At 54.4% G+C, this 22837-nt stretch carries 18 protein-coding genes; 8 read left to right on the forward strand and 10 right to left on the reverse strand.

Annotated elements, in window-relative coordinates:
- Positions 1-483 precede the first annotated feature (483 nt).
- A complete protein-coding gene (locus BQ8290_RS13920; protein ID WP_337661428.1) occupies positions 484-4116 on the forward strand; it encodes a hypothetical protein in 3633 nt (1210 codons plus the stop codon).
- A 111-nt stretch (positions 4117-4227) separates the two neighbouring features.
- Here BQ8290_RS13920 and BQ8290_RS13925 read toward each other — a convergent pair whose 3' ends face one another.
- Entirely contained in the window at positions 4228-7230 is a 3003-nt protein-coding gene (locus BQ8290_RS13925) for a hypothetical protein (protein ID WP_108791287.1), read from the reverse strand.
- A gap of 389 nt (positions 7231-7619) precedes the next feature.
- On the opposite strand from BQ8290_RS13925, the gene BQ8290_RS13930 reads away from it, so the two are divergent.
- The 4 genes from BQ8290_RS13930 (at position 7620) to BQ8290_RS13945 (ending at position 10011) form a co-directional block, all read left to right on the forward strand.
- Positions 7620-8222, forward strand: coding sequence for a DUF1826 domain-containing protein (locus BQ8290_RS13930; RefSeq protein ID WP_337661429.1), 603 nt, complete (start codon positions 7620-7622; stop codon positions 8220-8222).
- Between the two features lie 80 nt (positions 8223-8302).
- A complete protein-coding gene (locus BQ8290_RS15290) occupies positions 8303-8659 on the forward strand; it encodes a MerC domain-containing protein (RefSeq protein ID WP_443112326.1) in 357 nt (118 codons plus the stop codon).
- A 44-nt stretch (positions 8660-8703) separates the two neighbouring features.
- Entirely contained in the window at positions 8704-8952 is a 249-nt protein-coding gene (locus BQ8290_RS13940; protein WP_108791293.1) for a hypothetical protein, read from the forward strand.
- 198 nt (positions 8953-9150) lie between these two features.
- A complete protein-coding gene (locus BQ8290_RS13945) occupies positions 9151-10011 on the forward strand; it encodes a hypothetical protein (protein ID WP_337661430.1) in 861 nt (286 codons plus the stop codon).
- A gap of 95 nt (positions 10012-10106) precedes the next feature.
- Here BQ8290_RS13945 and BQ8290_RS13950 read toward each other — a convergent pair whose 3' ends face one another.
- The gene (locus BQ8290_RS13950; RefSeq protein WP_108791297.1) at positions 10107-10718 is read right to left on the reverse strand and encodes a hypothetical protein; all 612 of its coding nucleotides are present in this window, start codon (positions 10716-10718) and stop codon (positions 10107-10109) included.
- Entirely contained in the window at positions 10718-11653 is a 936-nt protein-coding gene (locus BQ8290_RS13955; protein WP_108791299.1) for a sterol desaturase family protein, read from the reverse strand. Before BQ8290_RS13955 ends, BQ8290_RS13950 begins: the two co-directional genes overlap by 1 nt.
- A gap of 102 nt (positions 11654-11755) precedes the next feature.
- On the opposite strand from BQ8290_RS13955, the gene BQ8290_RS13960 reads away from it, so the two are divergent.
- Positions 11756-12628 (forward strand): LysR family transcriptional regulator, encoded by an 873-nt coding sequence (locus tag BQ8290_RS13960; RefSeq protein WP_108791301.1) that lies wholly within the window; start codon positions 11756-11758, stop codon positions 12626-12628.
- Between the two features lie 42 nt (positions 12629-12670).
- On the opposite strand, the gene BQ8290_RS13965 is transcribed toward BQ8290_RS13960, so the two are convergent.
- From BQ8290_RS13965 to BQ8290_RS13995, 6 genes are all read right to left on the reverse strand, one after another.
- Positions 12671-12979 (reverse strand): hypothetical protein, encoded by a 309-nt coding sequence (locus BQ8290_RS13965; protein WP_337661431.1) that lies wholly within the window; start codon positions 12977-12979, stop codon positions 12671-12673.
- A gap of 166 nt (positions 12980-13145) precedes the next feature.
- A complete protein-coding gene (locus BQ8290_RS13970) occupies positions 13146-13547 on the reverse strand; it encodes a hypothetical protein (protein WP_108791305.1) in 402 nt (133 codons plus the stop codon).
- Positions 13548-13820: 273 nt separating this feature from the next.
- Positions 13821-15248, reverse strand: coding sequence for a serine hydrolase (locus BQ8290_RS13975; protein ID WP_108791307.1), 1428 nt, complete (start codon positions 15246-15248; stop codon positions 13821-13823).
- A gap of 627 nt (positions 15249-15875) precedes the next feature.
- Entirely contained in the window at positions 15876-16457 is a 582-nt protein-coding gene (locus BQ8290_RS13985; protein WP_337661432.1) for a DUF3299 domain-containing protein, read from the reverse strand.
- 3 nt (positions 16458-16460) lie between these two features.
- On the reverse strand, positions 16461-17753 hold the full coding sequence (locus BQ8290_RS13990) for an ABC transporter permease (protein WP_108791313.1): 1293 nt from the start codon (positions 17751-17753) through the stop codon (positions 16461-16463).
- Positions 17750-18433 carry an ABC transporter ATP-binding protein gene (locus BQ8290_RS13995; RefSeq protein ID WP_337661433.1) on the reverse strand — a complete coding sequence of 228 codons (684 nt, stop codon included), beginning with the start codon at positions 18431-18433 and terminating at the stop codon, positions 17750-17752. Before BQ8290_RS13995 ends, BQ8290_RS13990 begins: the two co-directional genes overlap by 4 nt.
- Before the next feature lie 564 nt (positions 18434-18997).
- On the opposite strand from BQ8290_RS13995, the gene BQ8290_RS14005 reads away from it, so the two are divergent.
- Entirely contained in the window at positions 18998-20227 is a 1230-nt protein-coding gene (locus BQ8290_RS14005; protein WP_337661434.1) for a GTP-binding protein, read from the forward strand.
- Positions 20228-20232: 5 nt separating this feature from the next.
- Positions 20233-21342 (forward strand): GTP-binding protein, encoded by a 1110-nt coding sequence (locus tag BQ8290_RS14010; protein WP_108791319.1) that lies wholly within the window; start codon positions 20233-20235, stop codon positions 21340-21342.
- Between the two features lie 421 nt (positions 21343-21763).
- On the opposite strand, the gene BQ8290_RS14015 is transcribed toward BQ8290_RS14010, so the two are convergent.
- Entirely contained in the window at positions 21764-22813 is a 1050-nt protein-coding gene (locus BQ8290_RS14015) for a haloalkane dehalogenase (RefSeq protein ID WP_108791321.1), read from the reverse strand.
- Positions 22814-22837: the final 24 nt, after the last annotated feature.

Below are 22837 nucleotides of genomic sequence, written 5' to 3' on the forward strand. Positions count from 1 at the left end.
AAGAAGGCGCCTTTGAGTGACTTCTTCATTGCCCTCCTCCGGGGTCGCGGGGGGATGGTGTTATCGAACGGCACCCCAATCGCTCTTTGGCTTCATCCCCCCATCCCGATCCGGAAAACTGTTGGCACAACAATACCGTTCCAACGAAGGTAAGATCTGCAAAGGCCGTTGAACTTGCGGCCGCAAACCGTCGCGATTGGATGCACCCAAGGGGCCCGCGTTTCAGCGATTGAACAATATGCCAATTCTCGAATACCTTAGACCACCGCCGTCAATCAACACCGAGTGGCCATACCGCCCGCAGCTTTGATTCAATCACACATCATCGATTTCGCAACGACGATTGGCGAACATTGTCCGCCCGTTTGCACGAACACAAATTCAAACACAGTTAGGTCCAAGGTAAAAAGCGATACTACATTTGACTTGCGGGCAATCCCGCCGCCGTCTAAAAATAAAGCACCAGAAATCGCGAGGCCGAAATTGAAAGATCCTCAATCAGAACGCCTTGCAGACAAAGAAGATAGGGAACACTCGGAAGGGTCAATTATTCCTGACCCCGGCGCGCGACCGATATCCGATCCTATCCCCTCGCCGATCTTTGAGCCGACTTCACCGCCAAGCTCAGAAATTTATGACTATGTGATCGCAGATGGCGAAACGCTTTTTGCGCTGAACTTGGACCGAATTTTTGAGGCGGTTCAGGACCCTGAGCTTTTGTTGACCGTTTTCTGGAATATCACCAATGACGGCGTGATCTGGTCAAGCATCGACCCGGGCTCAGGACGCTTTGGCACCAATATCTTGTCGATGAACGTCGACAGTTTCGTCAACAATGGCTTGGTTGTTCTCGAAACCACCGGAACAATCGAATTCGACGCACAATTGCGGCTTTTCAACGGGGTCGACCAGCTTCGTAGATTTGAAAACAACGGTGAGATCTATGTGATCAACCGTTCAGACAACGATACCGTCGAGAATGGCGCCGGTATCAACGAAGCGTCGGGCTTCGCGACCAGTTCAGTTTTTGATGAGGAGTTCATCAACAACGGGCTATTCGTGGTTAGCGCCGTCGATGGGCAAGCGCTTGGCATAATCGCCAGAAATGGCGCAAACATTACCAACACGGTCAATGGGCAAATATTGGTCGAAGGCGCCGGTGCGCTTGGCGTACGAAACGAATTTACACTCGATGAAAGCTTGCAAAATTTCGGCTTAATCCATGCCGTCTCCATAAGCGATCAAGCGGCCATTGGCGTGCTCTCGATCGCGGCAACATTCATCAACCAAGAGAGCGGCGTTGTTACAGCAGAGTTCGCATTTGTAGGTTCTGGAAACGCGACCAATCTTGGCACCTTGAATGGTGCAGTTAGCGCGAATGGTTTCATAGTTTTCGACAATGGATCGACGGGGGAAATCAATGGCTTCGTGTCCCTAAGCGAGAGCGGCGACACTTTAACCAACTCCGGAATTATCAATGGTCAGGTGTTCGGCGGTAATGGCGACGATTTGATCGACAATTCCATCGGCACGATCAACGGCATCGTCGATTTGGGCCTTGGTGCGGACACTTTCATTGGGTCATCAGGCCAAGATTTGGTCGCCGGCGATTCGGGCTCCGATACAATCGACGGCAACGATGGCAACGACTTGCTGTTGGGCGGAACAGGCGCAGATATTTTGCGTGGTGGAACCGGCAATGACGGGCTTTACGGCGAGTTTGGTGATGACACCATCCTCACCCAAGGCGGCGATCATGCCGATGGCGGAGCGGGCGATGACACCATCCGTCTTGGCGATTATACTTTCGCCTTTGCTGGCGGCGGCACCGGCTTCGACACTTTAGCGCTGGCCGATGGTCCGCGCGCGCTCGATGTATCTGCTGCTTTGGCAAGCGGACGATTGGGGCGTTTCGATCAAATCGAATTGAGCGGTTCGCACGGGCTCGTCATCCGAGAGAGCGACATCAGCGCTCTGACAGGCGGCACAGATGCACCCCTTTCTATTCTCACCACGCAAACCGATCAAATTGAACTGATCGGCGCGTGGACAGAAGGCGATGCCGTGGACCAAGACGGCACCAATTTCCGTTCCTTCACGCTATCAGGGGTCACCGTCCTGATCGCGGGCGATGCTCAAGTCAGTGTGGCCGACACACCAAGCATATCCGCAGGGGGCTTAGACGCCATTCCAGACGGTGAAGCCGCGCCGGAGCCCGGCGAAAGCACTGGGTTGTTACTCACGCCTTCTGAGTTGTTTATCCAAGGCCTGGAAGTGCGGGAGCCAACCACCATTGAGGCGGATCAAATCTGGTTCTCTACCCATGCAACCATTCCAGCAGTGGTCAGCGATGTAGATGGCGCGCACCTCACTGTTGAGGGACAGTTGCTCGCGCTCAACGATATATCGGCCAGAGCGACAGCGGTAGAGTTTATCAATCTTAGCAATGTGAACATTGAAGGCCTCCTCGGCGCTTACACAACCGGCGAAAGGCTTACGCAATTTCAGATCGGCACGATCGAAGGTGCGATCGCTATTCGTCAGGCGAATGAAGTCGTCAATCGGGGAGTTATTGAAGCGATCGGAGATTACGGCATCTCCCAGGGATTGGGCGCCATTATTGTGAATCCGAACGGCTCTTTCGACCTGTTTTCCGCTGTGAATTCGGTCCAGAACTTTGGCACCGTAAACGTGCGATCGGGCGAGCTTCAGGCTTTTGGCTCATCGGGCAGCACCAATTTCGTCAACGAATTGGGCGGAATCATTTCGGTCGAAGGCTTTGGCATCGCCGCGGGCATTGTGGGATCAGGCCGGATTGTAAATCACGGCACTATCGAAGCCGCCATCGATAAACTCGGCACAGGCGAGTCTGTTGGCATCACCGTCTATCGGGGGGGTTTTCAATTCACCGGTGATGAGGGCCCGCAAACGGTCATTAACACCGGCACAATCCGCGCCGACGTCGCCGTTCGAGTGCACAGCTTTTTGCTGATCGATGAATTTCTTATACAAGACCTCGCTTTGGCGTTTGAGAATTCCGGTCAGGCTTTTGGCCATGTCGAAGGTTCAAACCTCGATGATACGATCCTAAATTCGGGTCTGATTGCGGGCAATGTCTCTTTGTTCGGCGGTGACGATGTATACGAAACCAACGGCGGCAGCGTCACCGGTTTGATCGATGGCGGCGACGGCTTCGACACTGCAATCTTTGCGGGCAATTTTGCTGATTTCGATGTGCGCGAGAGCGCGATCGGCGAATTCACCATCACTGGCGAAGGCATCGACAATGTGGCCGGGATCGAACGGCTGCGTTTCAACGATGTTGATGTGCTGTTAGATCTTGGACAAGGCATTTCCATTGATCCTGGTACCGATGATCCCACCTCCTTCATGGTCAATATTCGCGACTTTGATGGCAACGATTTGGGTGCGGCCGATAGCTGGGTGAGAATTGGCGAGGCGGATGCCAATCTCGATGGCAGCGTTGATTTCATCTTCGTCAACCGTGAGAACGGCCGTTTTGCCGAAGTCGGCGTGGACGCCAATGGCCTGGTCCAGTTCGACAATCACGGACAAGGTGGCGACACCCGCGTGGTTGGCATCTACATCGATCCGCTGGTCGAAGCCGGTGAAGTTGAACAAGGCGGCGATTTTGACAGTCAGCGCCGGTTTCAGAATGATCTGTTCATTGGAAACATTGGGACGGTCCTCGGCTCCGAAGATTATGACGGCGATGGCTTTGCCGAAATCTATTTCGCACTCACCGACGGAACAGCGTATTTGCGCGCCTTGATGCATGCCGATGGCAACATTCAATACGCCAATTATCAATCAGAAGAGCAGGTGATCGAATACCTCACCGCCAATGGCTATGACGAAACAACGTTTGGCGATTGGTTCGGCAACAACGCCGAAAGTGCCGAAGACACTGTGACATTCGTTGCCGACGACGAGATTGAAAAGCAGGGCGCAGACCCCGCCACCCTTGTCGCGTTACACTCCTTCAGCCTCGCATACGACGCCGATGTGAGTGATTTCGACAATGTGTTGGCGATGCAGCAGAGAGATGGCTTTTACCGCCCTTCAGAAGAGATCCAGCCCGAATTCTTTGGCTAGACTTTTCAAGCGAAGGAACACCTACGGTCCGCCGCCGGATAGCACCCAAAACAAAAGGGGCGGGAAAGCAATTGCTTTCCCGCCCCTTTTCTAATCAGTTGAAGCCGAAGCTTATTGGGTAACGGTTGCGGTGTTGCCGGAACCGTTTTGATTGACCGAAGAGGCGTTGCCATCGGATGCTTGCGTAACCGATGCCATGTTGTTTGTGCCAGCTTGCAAGATCGTGCTCGCGTTCATGTCGCCGGTCTGGAACAACTCAATCATGTGCAAGGAACCCGATTGGGTAACCGTTGAAGTGCCATCATCGCCTTCTTGATTGACGTCCACAGTATTTGTCAAACTACCCGCAGACTGAGTCACGGTGGAAGTATTGCCAGCGCCGATTTGATCAACGAACGCCACGCCAGTGGTTCCCAATTGTGTGATGGTCGAGGTGTGATCGTCACCATCCTGGAGCAGTGTGGCTTGGTTGCCGTCACCGCCTTGTGTGGTGGTAGACGTGTTTCCGAAGCCGCCTTGCGTAAGAGTAAACTCCTGATTGACGCCGCTTTGCGCAACCGTAGACGCGTTTTCATCACCAACCTGAGTCGAGGTCACCAATTGGTTATCGCCATCCTGCGTGATCGTGCTTTCGTTGGTGAAGAAGTTGGGTGAGAGCAGATCAAACCCTTCCTGCGTCACTGTTGCGTCGCTCGCGGTCGCGTTTTGGGTAATGGTTGAGCTGTTAAAGCCCACTGGACCCAATTGCGTCACAGCCGAAGTTGAGCTTGCGCCGAACTGCGTCACTTGCGAGCGGTTGCCCTCTGCCTCTTGACTAATCGTCGCTCCATTGGCCGCACCAAACTGAGCGACTTCTGAGAAGCTGTCGTCTGAAAGCTGATCAACATCCGCAATGCCATTCGCCGCAGTTTGCGTGATAAGCGAGGTGTTGCCGTCACCGTCCTGTTCAACATTAGTCGATCCAACAGTGCCGTTTTGCGTGATGGTCGATGCGTTGCCAACGCCGCCGGTTAGAACAATTGCTGCGTTGTCGGCATTGTTCTGAACAACGCTTGAGCTATTGCCATCGCCGACTTGCGTGACGTCCGCATCTTGCCCGGTTCCAGTTTGCGCAATGAGGCTGGTGTCGGTCGCGCCCGATCCATCCAAATCAAAGCCCTCTTGTTCGACAAATGCACTGTTGCTCGAACCACCTTGGTTGACCGTCGAGCTGGCGCCTTCACCGGTTTGAACAACACCGGCACCAACGTTCGCGCCAGTTTGCGTCACAAACGAGGTGTTGTCATCGCCGCTCTGATCAACGCCTACAAAATTGTTATTCTGGAATTGAACAACCTCAGATGTATTGCCATCGCCCGATTGGTCGACGGTTGCGAAGTTAAGCCCTGTGGCATCGCCTTGCTGATTGACGATCGAGCTGTTGTCATCACCGGCTTGGTTGACGATGATATCGCCTTCAAGCCCAGCTTGAATCGCGTTTGAGAAGCTGTCTTCACCGGTCTGGTCGAGGTCTACATTTCCGTCCGTGCCGCTTTGCGTGATGAACGAGGTGTTCTCAGCGCCGCTTTGGTTCACGTCTGCTACGTTGCTGTCGTTGCTTTGCGTGACTTCGCTGCGGCCGTTAAGGCCGGCTTGAAGAACTGTCGCTTGTTGATCGGCACCGGTTTGCGCAACGATGGAGGTGTCCCCATCGCCGTTTTGAGTGACGGTTACATCGCTGAGGCCGCCGGACTGAGTAACAGTTGATGAGTTGTCATCGCCGTCTTGTGAGACAGTTGCGGTCACATCGCCGCCGCTTTGCGTGATGCCCGATGAGTTTCCAACGCCGCCGCTGACGAGAGACGCCGTGCTGTTCGCCCCGCTTTGCGCCACGAATGAGCTGTTGTTGTCGCCCACTTGCTCAACGGTCGCGCCGTTGGTGTCACCCGACTGGAGCACGGTGCTGGAGTTGGCTGCAAGGCTGCCATCAAGGTCGAAGCCTTGTTGGGTGACTGTTGCCGTCTCGGTGGTGCCTGTTTGCTCGATGGTCGAGCTGTCAAACTCACCCAATTGCATGACGGTTGCAGTGTTGGTTGCACCGTCTTGGAAGCTGACAGAGGAACTGTCGAACCCACTCTGAGTTACATTAAGGATCGCGTCTTGGCCCGGCTGATCGGCGCTCGCAAAGTTGTCATCGCCGCTTTGGTCAAAGGTCGCTGCGTTGTTTTGGTTGCTCGTGCTGGAAAGGCCATCGCCTTGCGCCACGAGGCTCACTTCATTGCCATTACCCGATTGGGTTACCGTCGCAACGTTCAGCTCGCTGATCTGACGGACCGTTGCGGTGTTGTCATCGCCAGATTGAGTGACGGTGGCCACATTGTCATTGTCGAGCGGGCCGACGCTGTCTGTGCCTTGCTGAACATCGGCGGTGTTGTTGTTGCCGCTTTGGGTGATGGTGGCGTCTTGGTCGTCAGAGACATCGCCTTGAAGCAAGGTCGCGCTGTTGAAGTCACCGGATTGGTTGACCAACGCTGTGCCATCAGAGGCGCGCTGGGTCACGCTCGACACGTTGTCGCTGCCCGATTGGATCAGGATCGTATCATTGTCGATGCGCACTTCCTGAAGGATGGTACTGGTGTTGCGATCACCTGTTTGATCGGAATCGATCGTGCCATCTTCAAAAGACTGAGTGATGTTCGAGATGTTGTCATCGCCATCCTGGAAAACATCGGCAATGTTATCAGTGTTCGACTGATTGACGGTTGAAGAGTTGTTGACGCCGCCTTGTGTGAGCACAACTTCCATATCAACGCCGCCTTGCGTGACGGAAGATACGTTATCATCGCCCACTTGGGTCGATTGAACATCCTGCGCATCGCCCGCTTGGATAATGGTGCTGGTGTTGGTAACGCCGTCAACCACGCCAACATCAAAGCCTTCTTGAATGACGGTCACATTGCTGACGTTTGCGCTTTGATCGACGGTTGAATCGTTGCCGCCATCAGGGCCGGTTTGCGTCACTGTGACGGCGCTGCCCGTGCCGGTTTGCGTAACCGTGCTCTGACTTTGCGCCAAGGCAGGCGCTGCCGTGGACAACGCAAGAATGCTCACACCAAGCAATGCGGATTTCTTCATATTGAAATTTCCCCCAACCCACGCCCGACGGGGCGTTATTTAGAGAAAGTCTTAATCAGATACTGTGATCTACGCAAGACTACTTAGCGACCGTCAACCAAATAATCTCAATGGACAATTCGCATGCGTTGGCGAGCGTCGCTCACATCGACGCCGCGTGGCTCACGACACCCCTCATCGACGCATTTTGCACCGTGGTTAGTCAAAGATCGAGACGCAGAGCAGGATCACTACGCCGCAGGGACGATCCCGAAAATTGCATCGAATGCGCGTTGAAAGACCGTTCGCACGATCTTACGCGGTGCCCTCTGCCTTCCCTACCTTGCGTCATGCGGCAATCGTTCTATATGTTATGTTGTAACATTCGATTCAATAAGCGCATATTCTCCATGACCTCTCTCGCCTTTCGCTCATTCTCGATTTCCTCAGAGCCAGAGATTCTGGATGACGTTCTCAAACCCGATCGCAATTTGGCCGTTTGGAAGCGCGACAACAACTCCGGCTTTGACGCCGTTCTAGACAACGCCCCAACCGACTTTCGCTTCACCGCACCCAAGTCACATTTACCCGATCTTCTTCCGTCGAAAATGGATGCCCATGGCTTTGTGCGATCGGCGACACGCACAGCGTTTGAAGCTGACATAATTGGGCTTGCAACGCGTTATTGCACGCTCCTGTCGCTCAACGAACTAGAAGTCCGGTTGGAACTGGTCACAACCAACTCGTGTCGCAAATGGCATTCCGACTATGTTAGGGCGCGGCTGATTTCGACCTATGTCGGCCAAGGGACGCAATGGTTGGATGGCTCTGACGCCATCCGAGTGAAACAGGGATTGGATCCCATCCACGTCCATTCCATGAAAGCCGGCGATGTCGGTATTTTCAAAGGGAAACTCGCGACAAACACGCCCGCAATCCACCGTTCACCGCCCATCGGCGGGTCGGGAGAAACCCGTTTGTTGCTTGTTCTTAATCCGCCGGAGGAACGATAATCCAAACAATCCGATGACCGCGTTTAGCGAACGGAAAATCTCACCGCCCGAATATGTACTGGCATCCAATAAGGTCTCTCATGCAATCCTATTCTTCATTCGACCGCGCCGCCACAGTGCTCAGCCTTTCTTGCGTCGCGCATTGTGTCGCCCTGCCCATCATTGCGGTATCATTGCCGTTCTTCGGGTCGTTAGCACAAGCCGAGTGGATTCATTGGACCCTAACCGCATTGGCGATCGCGGCTTCTGGGACGGTGATCGTGAGGGCACACGGAGGACGATCGCCCGTATTTCTGGTGCCGGTCTTGTTCGGGATCACTCTCATTTCTTTTGCAGTGTTTGCCGACTCCTTCGGGATCGATGAAACGCCGCCTACCGTAATCGGCGGACTCTTAATCGCCGCGGCTCACATCCACCGCCTGATCAAACACAAATAGCTAAGGCAAAAGAAAGTCTAGCATCTAAACTGGGCCGCACTTTCATGGGCTTCATCAGTGCCGATGAGAACGCGCCATCCGTGCGCAATTGGACCAAGACGCGTGATATGCTGCAAGGCCTCCCTTTGGATTGGAAGCGTTCATTCCCTGCCGCCACTCTGTTAGAGGCGGAGACCGAAATCGCGTTGGGCAATCGCGCCATCGCGCGAACAATGTTGATGCAATTGGCCGATGACCCGCGGATTAGCGATCAAGTGGCCGAAATTCTGCAGCGTGAACCGTTCGACAATTGATTGCGGATGGGGTCTCCATTCTCTGTCCCAAGTCACAGCCCATGTATCCATCAAGACGCTGTTGAGTGGTCCGTAGCCCGTGTGATCGTGATCGCTTCGCCAGCCGGTCGTTAGGGGGAGTGATTTACACCCTGCGCTAATTCTGCGACTTAGAGACGGCGATCAGCCGAAGCGGATCGACAACTAGGGGGGAACTTTATGCTAAATAGATATCTTATCGCGGCGACCGTGGGGCTCGCAGCAATGGCAGCTGCGCCGGTGAACGCGCAAAATCGCAATATACAATTCGGTGACGATTCGAGCAATTGGGCCAATGACGGTGAATGCGATGACCCGCGTTTCGAAGGGCGCGGAATGGCAAACTCCACCAACGCGGCAGACACCGCGAAGGACGCAACCGACTGCCTAGGGCTGTATCAGCGAGGTCAGATCAGGCTCCGCGCTGATTTCATTGAGTTTGGCAACAATTCCAGCCCTTGGGCCAATGATGGGGAATGCGACGACCCGCGATTTAGAGGTTCCGGAATGGCCAGCTCTGTCAACGATTCCGACAGGAATCGCGATGCAAATGATTGCCGCGCGCTGTACCGCGCAGGCCGGATTGAAATTGACCGCCCCAACCTGATCCGACGCGCTGTCGCTCCCAATATCCCTTCGCGTACCGCACCACCAACAAATCAAGCATTGCAGCAACGCCAAAATGCTCAACGCCTACTCAATTTCACACAATCCACATCCATGATGCGCGATACGGTCGCCAGTCGTGAAAACGACGTGAAGACCTATTCTGTGCAAGCAAATTCTACGATGGTGATCGATCTGTATCTTTGTACCGGCACGGTGACGATTGACGTGAACGGCGATGGCGACACAGATGTCGATTACAACGTCTTCGACGGGCAAGGTGTTCTCGTTCACAGCGACTCAGATTTGCACGATGACATGTTCGTTGTGCTCAACACTCAAGCTGCCCGAGGGTCGTGCGAAACCGTCCGGATGGAAGCGCAAAATCTTGGCAATATTTTCAACAATATCACGGTCACATTGATCGACAATTGATGGGCTAATCTGCACGCGACCGGGAGAAATTCCGGTCGCGTCGCGATTGCCGTTGCCACCGCCTTGGCCGTTGCACCGGTTCGTTGAGTGAAGATTCAGCGGGGGTCCACTTTGACCATCATCCCACGGTCGACTTTGTCCCAAATCCACCAAACAGCGATGAGCCAAATGGCAATCAGTGTATGGAAAAGGTGCCAGCTGACCCCTGCGTCCAGCAATGGTGATTGACGAACCAAAGTTGCGTTCACGAGGAAAATTGCGACCAGTCCGCCGCGCAACGCCCTTTGCCAAAAACTGTGTGCAGGCCACATGGTCACTGCCATGACGGCAATGGTCAGCCACACAGTGAACAATATCGGGGCGAGAGTTTGAATGGTCGCCGATAAGCCAATCGTTAGAAGGCAAGCGCCCCATGCGATTGCACGCGCTGCGTAAGGCCAATCGCGTTTGGGCGTCGCCAGAATTTCGACCGCGACAAGAGCCATGGCGACAGCCCCACCGATTTGTGAAAAATTGCGGTGAATTGCGGCAAGTTCATCCACGAGTTCAGCGCCAAAGCGAAGCGCGCCAATGGCAGCCGCAACGCCAAAGATTGAAACACCCAATGCACCAGAAATGGCGCGCCCCTTTAAGAACTGGATCGCAACCCAGATCGCGGTGACCACGATAAATACTTCTGATATTGCGTAATGTTGCCCAGGCACCATCAGTTTTGCCTCAACCCCATAGGCATTTCCCCAACCTCTTCCGTCTGTGTTGCGCTGTGATCGGCTTTAATCTGCTCTGACGAAAGACGCGATCCATCATGGCTCCAGCCCGGGGGGGCCAATACATAACAAAGCCGTTGCCATATGGTCAGGCGCTGCATTTGATCTTTGGCGATAGCCCAATATTCGTGGAACACGATGATGAGCGGGTTGAGCGTTTCGAGGTTCTTCACCAGCCCGTAATCAACCTGCGCTTTCTCTTCGACAAATGTCCCGAACATCCTATCCCATACGATCAAGGTGCCCGCATAATTGGCGTCGAGATATTCTGGGTTGCGCCCATGATGTACGCGATGATGCGAGGGTGTGTTGAAGATGAACTCATACCAGCGCGGCATCCGGTTCACCAATTCGGTGTGGAGAAAGAACTGATATGTCGCATTGATCACACCGCAGAACAGCACGGCGATCGGGTCAAAACCGATGAGAACCAGTGGAACCTTGAACATCATCGTTCCCGTGAAATGCTTGGTCCAACTTTGCCTCAGAGCGACGGAGAAATTGAACTGTGTGCTTGAATGGTGCGTGACATGCATCGCCCAAACCCAACGCACACGATGCGCGACGCGATGGTGCCAATAGAACCGCAAATCATCGAGGATGAAGCACGCGATTAACGAGGCAACAGTCAGGGGTATGTCGAACAACTGATATTGTGCAGCCCAGAACAGGGCACCCACTGTGATAAAGGCCGTCACGCCATTCGTCACCGCGCTGACCAAGCCCATACCCATTGATGCGAAATTGTCTTTTAGGTCGCCGACCCCATCACGATGATGGAAATGATTGAAGATCGATTCCGCAAAGATGCTGATGAAATAGAGAGGGATCACGATCAGCGCGATGTTCGAATTGATAAGTGTTTCGAGAGTCATGGCCAAGCGCCCCAATCTTTTGAACTGTGATTGGGCGAATAGCGCAGAGTTGGTCTGAGCAGAATTGAATAATATTGGCTTTATTGTTACCAATAGGAACAAATGGATGATCTACGTCTCATGCGGCATTTTGAAGCCGTCTATCGCTTGCTCAGCTTTACGGCAGCAGCGCAAGAATTGAACCTGACCCATTCTGCGCTGACCAAGAGCATCAAGACACTGGAAACAGGTTGGGACACACAGCTGTTTCACCGTACGACCCGTACAGTGGTGGCGACCGAGGCCGGAAAAAAGCTCTACCCTAAGGCTGTCGAACTTCTGGCCTTTGCAGACACCGTGCGCCAATCGGTTTCGTCTGGTGAGCATGAACTAAACATCGTCAGCGGACCCGGTGTGATTGAAGGCATGATTCACCCCGCAATCATGCAATTTGCCAAACGATTTCCGCGAACACGGATCAATGTATCCACCATGCCCCCGCACCTTGCGGCGGAGGAATTGATCCAAAGACGCATTCACCTATTGCTTTATCACAACGCGAGCCTTGCGGGCTTACCGAATAAGGATCGTTTGCGGATCACCAATGTGGTGGATGAGCCCTATTGGATGGTGCATCGCTGTGGGCATGCCATCGCCTCGCGCGCCCATTCGCTTGAGGAAGTGGTACGGTACGATTGGGCACTGGCAGGCTACGACCGACTTTTTGAGCAATCCTTGCCGTCGGATATGCGAAAACTGTTACAAGACCATGGTGTACCGCATTACCGTTTGCTCAGTCAGGCGGCGTGCCTTGAGCTTGCCAAACAATCGGAAATTCTAACCACACTTCCTCAATCGCAAGCCCGAAGATTGATTGAAAGCGGCGCGATAGACGGCGCACCGCATCCGGGAGGATTCCGCTTTTCCATCGGCGCCGCGGTGCTTCATGATGCAAGCCGCGAGCCCACAGTTGAACACTTCATCGATTGTTTGTGACGCACCGCTTCAAATTCTTGCAACCATCAGCGTGGCGATCGACTAAATTGCGATCTCGCTGAAATCGCCTCGCATGCAGTGATTGGAACTCATGAAAGAGCCATAGCCACCGGCATTGATGAATGCGATCGCGTCGCCTTCCTTAACCGGGGCAAATGCAATGTCGTTTCGCCATAGGTCGAGCGCCTCATTGATATTCCCAGCGATCGTTGTGCGCTGCCGATCGGCTTGGGTTCGACTTCTTAGGAGGCACGGTGCAGGCTCGCATGGCAGATCATAGAATGCAGGTTCGGGATGCAGGTTAAAGCCACCATTCACACTGACAAATAGTGTGTCCCGTTTGCGCTCCATATCGCGCGGCTTTCGTCTAACAATCATTGAGGTGTTTGGTAGCGGAGGAGGGACTTGACCCCCCGACGCGCGGATTATGATTCCAATCGAACCGATGCAAAAGAAAGGGCGGCCAAATCGACCGCCCTTTTAAAATCAATACGAGTTAAAGAGACTAAAAAGCCTCTTACTCTGCTGCCACCGGCGTCACGGTTACTTCAGCGCCGCCATCAGAGGTTGCTGTAAACGAACCGTCTTCGGCAGGCGCGCTTTCCGTCCAGCACTCCCCTTCAGCCCCTTCGGTCGTCGGTGTGAAGCAAGTCTTTCCATCGACAACTGCCCAAGTTCCCTCAGCAACCAATTCGCCTTCAGAATCGAGATCCTGATAGGTGCCGTCTGCGTTAAGGGTAGACAGACCTTGCGGACCATCTGCGCTTGAGACTTCGCTGGTCATTGGCGTGGCTGTGCCATTTGCCGTTGTAACTGCCTCCACTTCGGCCTCTTCGGTGACGACGGCTTCTTCAACTTCTGCCTCTTGAGCGCAAGCGGCGAGCGCCAAAGGCGCGGCAAGTAAAACAATTCTACGCATATTCTAATCCCCCCAATTACAATTACGAGCCCTAGCAGACGGGCATAGAGCAGTTACGCTTTCAACGCACTCTATTTTCCGTGGATTGGTTGAATTGGTATCGGAGGAGGGACTTAAACCCCCGACATGCGGATTATGATTCCAACGGGATTGGCTGGTAGACGCGTCTACGTAGACGCGGAAATGTTGTCATCTGTCTGCTTTTGGAATGGCGGATAGCCCAACGCAACGTCCACTTCTGGGGGTGAGAGCCGACATACAACCAATGCGTCCTTATCCGGTCGCAACCGGGCCATTGCCGCCTGAGTATGCAAGCACTAACCGAAACACCGCCCATGCTGGTGCCAGTGTTGCTGTCGCGATCAGGCACCACGCGAAGTCGGGTTGGTAGAGCTGAAGGGTTGCAATAGAACCCCCAAAAACACTCGGCAGCAGAGCGATAACGAACCAAGCAAGACCAAGCATGGCCACGACCGGAAACCAGAGACTCATCTTGCCCGGCACGCTTTCTCGTTTAGCGCGCAAAGCCGACCGCCCCCTCCAGGAGAAGGTCGCAAGGAGTACAAAGAGGGGCGGAAGGATCACGATCGAGAGATAGGCCACTCGCGGCCCCCATCGCGATCCATCATCCTCATGGGCCTGACCCATGGCCCGCGCACCGACGCCGCCGATAAGATACCAGGTATCAGCAAAACCCAACCCGCCATTAGCGTTGACCATTACCACCACGCCTTTCCCCTCATCAGGGCTGAACGAGGCGAGCGTTTCGCCTCCGGGCACAAGGCCCGTGTGATAGGCGGTTCCACGCTGCGTATCGATTGACCAACCCAAGCCGTACGAGGGCGAGGCGGGACCAGAAGATGTAATCATCATCGCCTTTGTGTTGGCCGTGACAATATCGTCCTCGCCGCTGAGCCACATAGCGAGATAGCGTCCCATGTCCTGAGCGCTAGCAACGATTCCACCAGCTGGTGCGTTGATCGGAACCCCATCTCCGCTTGAAGAGGCGCGGACACCGCCAAACCAGGGGCGATGTCCGGTCACTCGATCAGAAGGATCAGGGCCAATAACCACCAAGCTGCTTGTCATGCCAATAGGTTCAAATATGTGACGTTCGATATAGTCGGCGTACTTCTCCCCGCTCACCTGCTCAATCACCGCGCCCAGAATCTGATAGTTCGCGTTGGAATACTCCCAAACCGCACCTGCTGGATGTACGGGTGCGGCTTGGGCAAGTTGTCCTGCGTACTCCACTAAACCGAGCGTTGAGGTGTCAGCGTTGCCATGTTGACTGTTTCCCTGAACGGTTGAAAAGCCGCTGGTATGATTGAGAAGCTGGCGCAGCGTCACTGCACTCGCGGGGCCTCCGGCAAAGGTTGGCAAATGTTGCGAGACCGGGTCGTCCAGCTTGAGCTTTTCGGCCTCTTCCAGCTGCATGATGGCAAGCGCAGTGAAACTTTTTGTGACCGAACCGATAGGGAAGAGAGTATCGGATGTAACTGTCTCGCTCGAACCCTTTGTGTGTTCGCCAGACCCCTTTGCAGTAATTTGTCCGTTCTCTACCCGCGCATAGGCGAGACCCGGTGCCGCGCTGTTTGGAAGCTCTGTCTCGATGAACGCGTCAATCTCAGAGCTTACTGTGCTGGCGGACAATCCCGAAGCAATAAACGCTAGAGCCGCTAGCACCCTTCCAAATCGCATGCTTGATCCCCTTGAAGGAGCTATCTTAGGTGCTTGTGCGAGCTGGCGAAATACCTTTGTACAAAAGGCACTTGGTTTCAGAGGGCTGACGCGTCACTTGTGTTCGCTTAAAAAGCCGAAACTCATGGTCCATTCATTGGGTCGGGAACGGACGCTAGTCAGGCTGTTTCCAAAACGCTCCAAGAAGGCCAACGACAACGGCTAGACCGAGCGCCCAAGGAAATATCTGTCCCGCGACAATAGCTCGTTCTGAAACCGCAAAACCAAGGGCCGTCAAAATAAACCCAATCGGCAGGCCGACAATCGAGAAGACTAGAAATCGTGTAGGTGAAAAGCTCATGTCTATCATCATAGACCGAATTTCGTGGAGTCGCAGAGAAATATCCTAAGTCTTTGCCTCCCGTCCGATTATGGGTCGTGACCAGTCGGTCGGCTTTTCGGTAACGACCGGACTAAGCGGACAGACCGCTGATAAGCGGCGATTGCAACGCTATAATGGGCGGCTCTTGGAGGTGAAAGCAGACATTAGCTTCAAGCAATTTGAGTCGTCGCTGGCCATGCATTTCGCGGACTTCGTCGGAACAACTTCACAGCAGTTGCCAAAATGGTCTGGCTACGGCGCTCATGTCAGCCCGGCCGCGCGGCGGTCAGCTTGTAGAATATTCCGCTCTCATCCTGTCCGGTCAACTCCAGCACTCCGCTGACTGTGAATACATTTGTTTCATTGGTTGGAAACGGCGTTGCTGCAATCACTTCGATGAATTGATTGGGGGCCGCGTGGAAGTGGAATGGGCATCCGGGCGGATAGGCCAAAAGGACAAAGCGCCGCTGCGTTGTCGCACTATCCAATGGCATCATCCAACCAGCGACTTTGATCCGCCTCCCTTCAAGTTCGCGGACTTGCGAGGTAAAACGTGGGCGCGAAACTATGTAGCCTTCTGCGTCGGTTCGCGTCGTTTCACCTGTCGCTTCGAGCACTGACCATGAAATACCCCCGCGCGGGGTTGCAGCGGGCTGCCAAATGTCCTCAATCTCTCGTCCGGTCTTCGGGTCGGGGGACTGGGCTTTGGCCTGCGTGGAGAAAGCCAAAGGCAGTGCAGTCGCACGTTGGGGCGTGAATTCTGCATAGATGTGAACCCCAATTAGCGACACAAGAACCAGCAGGCACACCCTCCATAACGTCACTTCCATAAACTCCCTTCGTTTCATGTGTTAGCTCCTCGCCAGAATGCGGGCTGGGTCTATCCGGTACACTCGCAGAGCAGGAATGAGCGCAGCCAACGCGCCGATTGCAAGAACCGCCGCGATGAGCAGCATTTCACCCGCTATGGGTGTCCATGTCCTGAGGCCGAGGTCTGCAAGTTGTGCGAAGTTTGCGCGTGCGGCGGAAATGAGCACATGCGCACCCAACCAGCCCGTGATAGCGCCTAGAGCCGCAGTGGCGACACCTTCGATAATGACCGTGACGAAAACCTGTAGTCGGCTCGCGCCCATTACCCTCAACAAGGCAAGGTCGCTCTCACGACTGCGCACCATATTGAGCAGTGCGACAAAGATGGCGAGCCCGCCCGTCATGGCAAGAAGCCAAGCAAACACCCGTATCCCTTCAATACTGGCACCGAGTAGTTCAAACAGGCGCGCAGTTTCAGTGGCGGGAACGGCGGCTTGCATTTCGGTCTGGCGGTTAATCAACGCAGGGATGCGGATGGCACCGGATGCATTGCGGTAAGTGACGAGCAACGCGGTGAGTTCTGGCTCTAAGTCGGACCTATTCGACTGAACAGTAGCGTGAGGCGATGACACAGCGGTAAGAGCAGTTGTTGCCGCAGGCTCATGGTTGTGCGGGTGATCATCAGTCGCAGAATCGTTGCTATCATGCTCGTGTTCGATCCCGTGGACATCCCACACACTTTGATAAGGTGTCAGTATCAACCGATCGACAACGGTGCCGGTTGGCGCGAGAATGCCTACTGTTACGAACGGCGCATGATCGTGGCCCTGCATGCCCTGTTCGGCGGTGCCGAACCCATGATTGCCGATGAACTTTTGTCCAAGTCCCGCGCCGGTATTTTCAGCGACCGTTGAACCAAGCACAGCCTGCATCGGCGCATCGAATGTCACGCCTTGCGAAAGCTCAAGGGCATAGAGATTGTTGAAACTGCCATCAGTTCCGACAATTCGGTACCCCTCAAAATTGTCACCCAAAGCCAAGGGGACCACCCGCGCGACCGCTGGATTGCGGCGCAGCAGATTGAGGCTGCTTAAGGGGATGTTGCCGGTCGGCTGATCAATGTGGAATATGCTGGAAAGGATTAGCTGCATCGGTGATCCTTTCGAACCGACCACAAGATCGACCCCGCTTGCATCACGCTCAAACCGTTCGCTGGCTTGATTGCCGAACTGCAGCAACAGCACGAGCAATGCGACAGAGATCGCGAGCAACAACACATTGAGTACGGTTGTCAGAGGACGGTCCCGGAGATAAGCGAGAGCGAGCGAGATCATGCGGCCACACCGTCGTGAATCAATCTGCCATCCGCCAATTTCAGTGTGTTTTCGAAGTAGGGCAAGAGCCTGTCATCATGCGTTGCGATCAAGAGGCTCGCTCCTGCTTCTCCAGCCGCTTCGATAAGAAGCCGTGCAACGATGCGCGTGTTCTCGTGGTCCAGTGCGGAAGTCGGTTCGTCTGCGATCAAGATGGATGGTTTGACAATCACCGCCCGGGCAATTGCGGCTCTTTGAGCCTCACCTTGGCTCAATTCGAAAGGGCGTGCTTTGGCGCGACCAGAGATGCTTAGTCGTTCAAGCGTCGCATCGACCAGAGCCGGGTCAACCGCCCCAGTTTGAAGCCGCTGTGCCAGAAGTAGATTTGCCCGGATCGACAGCGCCGAAACAAGCCGAAGGGTTTGGAAAATGATGCCCATATGGCGTTTGCGCACCGCATCTGGGCGCACTTTGTTGGTTGTAGAGGCGATCAGATGCTCGCCCAACGCGACCTCTCCGGTGTTCGGCGTTTGCAATCCGCAAATGATGTTGAGCAAACTCGATTTGCCCGATCCCGAGGGTCCAAGCAAAAGCGAGCGCCCGCGCGGTTCAAGTGTGAAACTGGCATCGCGGAGCACCGGCCGGTCGCCATAGGACAATCCGACACCGCGAACACAAAGCTGCATTGGCTTGCCTGTCATGAGCCTGATTCAGTCATCCAGCACACCGGCTGCATTGCCCGCTAATCTCTAAATGGATTTCTCGGGGTGCAAAGCGGTTCGATTTGCAGATTGCATCAAGCAGACGGTGCGCTTCGATTGCGTCTTCTGGGTCATGTGTGCCGCATTCAATGCAAAGGAAATGAAGCGATTTTGCCCCAGCTTCTGGAACAAAAGCACCGATTGTCGCGATCCGTTCAACCTGCCGATTGCGCATAAGCCGCTCTAAACTTCGATAGACTTGTATGGGCAGAAGGCGTTCGCCCGTTTCACCGGACGCCCTCACGATCTCGTAAGCGGTCATTGGAAACTCTGGCGCTGAAATATGAGCGAGGACGAGCGCGTCCGTTTCACTGGACCTGCGCCGTTTTCGCCGGTCATTTGATCGCCGGGCTTGCAGCATTGTCTATCCATGGCTAGAGGTTATGTGATGTTGTATCATTTCGTGAATGCGTGACTACCCCCAATGCCGCGCCTTTGCAATGCGCTTTGCACTCCCTTGCTCGTGGTCTCTGACCCGTTCGGCGAAACATGATTGGAACGCCTGTGCCTCAATCCGACAAACGTCTGCCTGTTACTGTTCTTTCCGGCTTTCTAGGAGCGGGCAAAACAACTTTGCTCAACCACATCCTGGCCAATCGAGAGGGAAAGCGCGTTGCGGTCATCGTCAACGATATGTCCGAAGTGAATATCGATGCAGACCTTGTACGCGGCGGGGAAGCCGCACTCTCCCGTTCCGAAGAAACATTGGTAGAAATGACCAATGGCTGCATCTGCTGCACCTTGCGTGATGATTTGCTGCAAGAGGTCCGCACCCTCGCCGAAGATGGACGGTTTGATTATCTGGTGATTGAAAGCACGGGAATATCCGAACCCTTGCCGGTCGCCGCAACCTTTTCGTTCCGCGATGAAAATGACGATTGCCTCGGTGATGTCTCGCGGCTCGATACGATGGTAACAGTTGTCGATGCAGTGAATTTGCTCGCCGACTATTCCAGCGACGACTTGCTTTCTACGCGCGGAGAAACTGCTGGTGAAGGGGATGATCGAAGCCTCGTCAACTTGCTGGTTGAACAGCTCGAATTCGCAGACGTCATCATCGTGAACAAGGCGAGCGCGGTGAGTGCAGAGCAATTGGCCATGGTCAAGAAAGTTGCCGCATCCTTAAACGGTGATGCGCGGATAATTGAGGCAGATTACGGCAAGGTTGAGCTCGACACGATCCTAAATACCGGCTTGTTCGACGAAGAGCAGGCCGAGGAGCACCCGCTCTGGATAAAAGAGCTCTATGACTACGCCAGCCACCGCCCCGAGACCGAAGAATACGGCGTGGAGAGCTTTGTTTATCGCGCTCGTAAACCGTTCGATCCGGCGTCTTTCTATAGGTTTCTAACCAGCGAGGCACTGGACAATGTCATCCGCGCCAAAGGACATTTCTGGCTAGCCACCCGTACTGATTTTCTCGGCGAAATGGCGCTGGCCGGGCGGCAGAAAAGTGTGAGCCGTATGGGACGGTGGTGGGCGGCGGTGCCAAAGAACCGCTGGCCCGAAGATGGCAGCTTTGAAGAGTTTGTCCTGAAACACTGGGACCCGGTTTGGGGCGACAGGCGTCAGGAATTGGTGTTTATAGGCATAGGAATGGACGAAACTGCGATCATCAAGGCGCTTGATGGCTGTCTAATCGCTGCTGAAGAATTCACGCCAGACGCGTGGAGCGGTCTCGACGATCCATTCCCGGCATGGGGCGAGGCTGAGCAAGTCTTGCAGACTGCTTGAGCCAAATGCCTGAGCGGGCGAACAATTCTCAGGGCCTCGTGCCGGTTACCTTGCTGACGGGGTTTCTCGGCGCTGGTAAGACGACGCTGCTCAACCGCCTTATTCGCGATCCCGCGCTGTCGAATGCGTTGGTGATCATCAATGAGTTTGGCTCAATCGGTCTCGATCACGATCTCGTCGCGCACAGCAATGAAGACGACACTATCATCGAGATGGCGAGCGGGTGCTTGTGCTGCACTATCAAAGGCGATCTGCAAAAGACGCTGAAAGACGCGCCGTGGCGCTATGCTCGCGATGGGAAGCGTTGGTTTGACCGGGTCATAATTGAGACGACGGGCCTAGCTGATCCTGCTCCGATTGTTCACACGGTGATGGCAGATAAGACGCTCATCGAAACCTATCGTTTGGCTGAGGTCATCGCACTGGTGGATGCAGTGAACGGCAATGCGACGCTTGATGCTCAGCCAGAGGCGTTAAAGCAGGCGGCGGTCGCGGACACATTGTTGATCAGCAAGACTGAATTGGCGTCCCCTGAGGCGATGATCGCTCTGCGAACGCGTCTCCGCACCATCAACCCTGCGGCGCGGATCATGTCTGTGGCCGATCAGCAGGATGATTTAGAGGAGCTGCTTGGCGGCGCCAGCTTCAACCCAGAATTGAAGGGTAAGCAGGTGATCGCGTGGCTCAAGGAAGAGGCCTTCGTAGATCACGCGCATCATCATAGTCACCATGGATATCATGGTCATGGGCACGCCCATGACGTAAACCGCCACGATGATCGGATCAGCTCGGTGTGCCTCACGCTAGACGAGGCGTTGCCAGCGGAGGTGTTCGATGAATGGTTCGGCCTACTCACTATGCTAAACGGCGTAAACATGTTGCGAGTAAAAGGGCTTATCAACCTGATCGGCATCGACAAACCGCTGGTGATCCACGGCGTCCAGCACATCTGGCACCCACCGGCGATGCTTGCCGAATGGCCGTCCGATGACCGGCGATCGCGAATCGTGTTCATCCTACGCGACATTGAAGAGGGCGATCTGCGCAATGCGCTCGGCTTTGTGATGGACAAGTACGAAAGCGCGCGTCTCGTTGGGGCGGTTGAGGCCCTTTAGGGCTACGAACGGCTATTGAGCAGTCGCTCTTCGAATATCTAAGTGGATGGCGGGAGAATGCTCTGTCGCAAGTGTCCGCAGCGCCTCGGATGAAGCTACAAATACTGAAATTGGCTTGAGCTCCAAAACACCCCTGTAAAATCAGAGGGTTGGTAGCGGAGGAGGGACTTGAACCCCCGACACGCGGATTATGATTCCAACGGAAACGGCTGGTAGACGCGTCTACGTAGACGCGAAAATGTCGTCATCTGTCTGCTTTTGGAATGGCGGATAGCCCAACGCAGCGTCCACTTCTGGGGGTGGGAGCAGAGATAGGGCCACCTTCTTGGCATTTTCTCCTGAACAGCCAACCTGCAGGACGGGCTCTCCAATATGCTTTTGCCGCACTGACAATGACTTATGCGATACGCATTTCTCTAAGCTAGTTCGATCTAATGAACTGATCCAGCAGCTCGGCTAGCTCTTCTGGCTTGTCCTCTTGAATGAAGTGCTCGCCGCCCTCAATCAGGCTATGTGCCTGTCCCGCTGCGCCCGGCACTTGCTCCTGCCATTGTTTATCGCGCCCAGCCATCATCGCGTCATCAGTTCCAAAGGCGGTGATGAGAGGTTTGTCCCAATTGGCGTAAAACTCATCAATGATCGTTTGGTTTTGTCTAAGCTGGCTCGCGACCAAACTTGGGAACATTCTAACGCCAGCCATCGTCTCTTCGGTTGGAAATGGCGCGGCATATCCGGCAAGTTCCGCCTCTGACATCCCGCGCGAAGTGCCGTTCTGGAATAGCACCGCGAAGTCGAATTCATCGCTCGTCCGTGCATAGGCGACCCATGTTGCGAAGGAAAAATCCTCGTCATCAAAATTGAGCTCCTGCACATCGCCTTCACCCCAGACTGACAAACGGAATAACGGATAGCCAAGCCAACCCTGGACACCGCCTGCCGCGGGCAAGGTCGTGTTGGACATCATTATTCGAGCGAAACGGTCAGGTCGTTGTTCAACGACGCGAAGCCCAATCAAGCCGCCCCAATCCTGCGCAAACAAGGTGGCGTTCTCAATTTCGATCGCATCCACAAAACCTGTCATCACATCGACATGCATTTGATAGGTGTGAGATGACCAATCGACCGGCTTATCGGATTTGCCAAACCCTACATTATCCGGAGCAATGACGCGGTAGCCTGCCTCGCTAAGCAGGGGGATCATGTGGCGGTAAAGGTAGCTCCATGATGGCTGGCCATGCATGAGCAGAATGACCTCACCATCCCTTGGCCCTTCATCGACATAGTGAATTCTATAGCCTGCTACCTCTGTGTAGTTGGGCTCAAAATTGTAGTCGGGCAGGTTCTCAAACTGGCTGTCAGGGGTTCGAACGACCTCGCCGGGGGTCCATTCGGTTGAAGGCTGCGCCAGGAAAACCGCCCCGGCCGCGATGACCAAGAGCGGAGCTAGACCGATTAATATACGTTTGAACATTTCTGCTTCATCTTTCTAATTCTT

The organism is Erythrobacter sp. Alg231-14 (genome assembly GCF_900149685.1).
Classification (GTDB): Bacteria; Pseudomonadota; Alphaproteobacteria; order Sphingomonadales; family Sphingomonadaceae; genus Erythrobacter.

Bases quoted from the DNA above. Each gene is read 5' to 3' on its own strand.
- BQ8290_RS13925 (WP_108791287.1), bottom strand. From the start codon at position 7,230: ATGAAGAAATCCGCATTGCTTGGTGTGAGCATTCTTGCGTTGTCCACG.
- BQ8290_RS13930 (WP_337661429.1), top strand. From the start codon at position 7,620: ATGACCTCTCTCGCCTTTCGCTCATTCTCGATTTCCTCAGAGCCAGAG.
- BQ8290_RS15290 (WP_443112326.1), top strand. From the start codon at position 8,303: ATGCAATCCTATTCTTCATTCGACCGCGCCGCCACAGTGCTCAGCCTT.
- BQ8290_RS13940 (WP_108791293.1), top strand. From the start codon at position 8,704: ATGGGCTTCATCAGTGCCGATGAGAACGCGCCATCCGTGCGCAATTGG.
- BQ8290_RS13945 (WP_337661430.1), top strand. From the start codon at position 9,151: ATGCTAAATAGATATCTTATCGCGGCGACCGTGGGGCTCGCAGCAATG.
- BQ8290_RS13950 (WP_108791297.1), bottom strand. From the start codon at position 10,718: ATGGTGCCTGGGCAACATTACGCAATATCAGAAGTATTTATCGTGGTC.
- BQ8290_RS13955 (WP_108791299.1), bottom strand. From the start codon at position 11,653: ATGACTCTCGAAACACTTATCAATTCGAACATCGCGCTGATCGTGATC.
- BQ8290_RS13960 (WP_108791301.1), top strand. From the start codon at position 11,756: ATGGATGATCTACGTCTCATGCGGCATTTTGAAGCCGTCTATCGCTTG.
- BQ8290_RS13965 (WP_337661431.1), bottom strand. From the start codon at position 12,979: ATGGAGCGCAAACGGGACACACTATTTGTCAGTGTGAATGGTGGCTTT.
- BQ8290_RS13970 (WP_108791305.1), bottom strand. From the start codon at position 13,547: ATGCGTAGAATTGTTTTACTTGCCGCGCCTTTGGCGCTCGCCGCTTGC.
- BQ8290_RS13975 (WP_108791307.1), bottom strand. From the start codon at position 15,248: ATGCGATTTGGAAGGGTGCTAGCGGCTCTAGCGTTTATTGCTTCGGGA.
- BQ8290_RS13985 (WP_337661432.1), bottom strand. From the start codon at position 16,457: ATGAAACGAAGGGAGTTTATGGAAGTGACGTTATGGAGGGTGTGCCTG.
- BQ8290_RS13990 (WP_108791313.1), bottom strand. From the start codon at position 17,753: ATGATCTCGCTCGCTCTCGCTTATCTCCGGGACCGTCCTCTGACAACC.
- BQ8290_RS13995 (WP_337661433.1), bottom strand. From the start codon at position 18,433: ATGACAGGCAAGCCAATGCAGCTTTGTGTTCGCGGTGTCGGATTGTCC.
- BQ8290_RS14010 (WP_108791319.1), top strand. From the start codon at position 20,233: ATGCCTGAGCGGGCGAACAATTCTCAGGGCCTCGTGCCGGTTACCTTG.
- BQ8290_RS14015 (WP_108791321.1), bottom strand. From the start codon at position 22,813: ATGTTCAAACGTATATTAATCGGTCTAGCTCCGCTCTTGGTCATCGCG.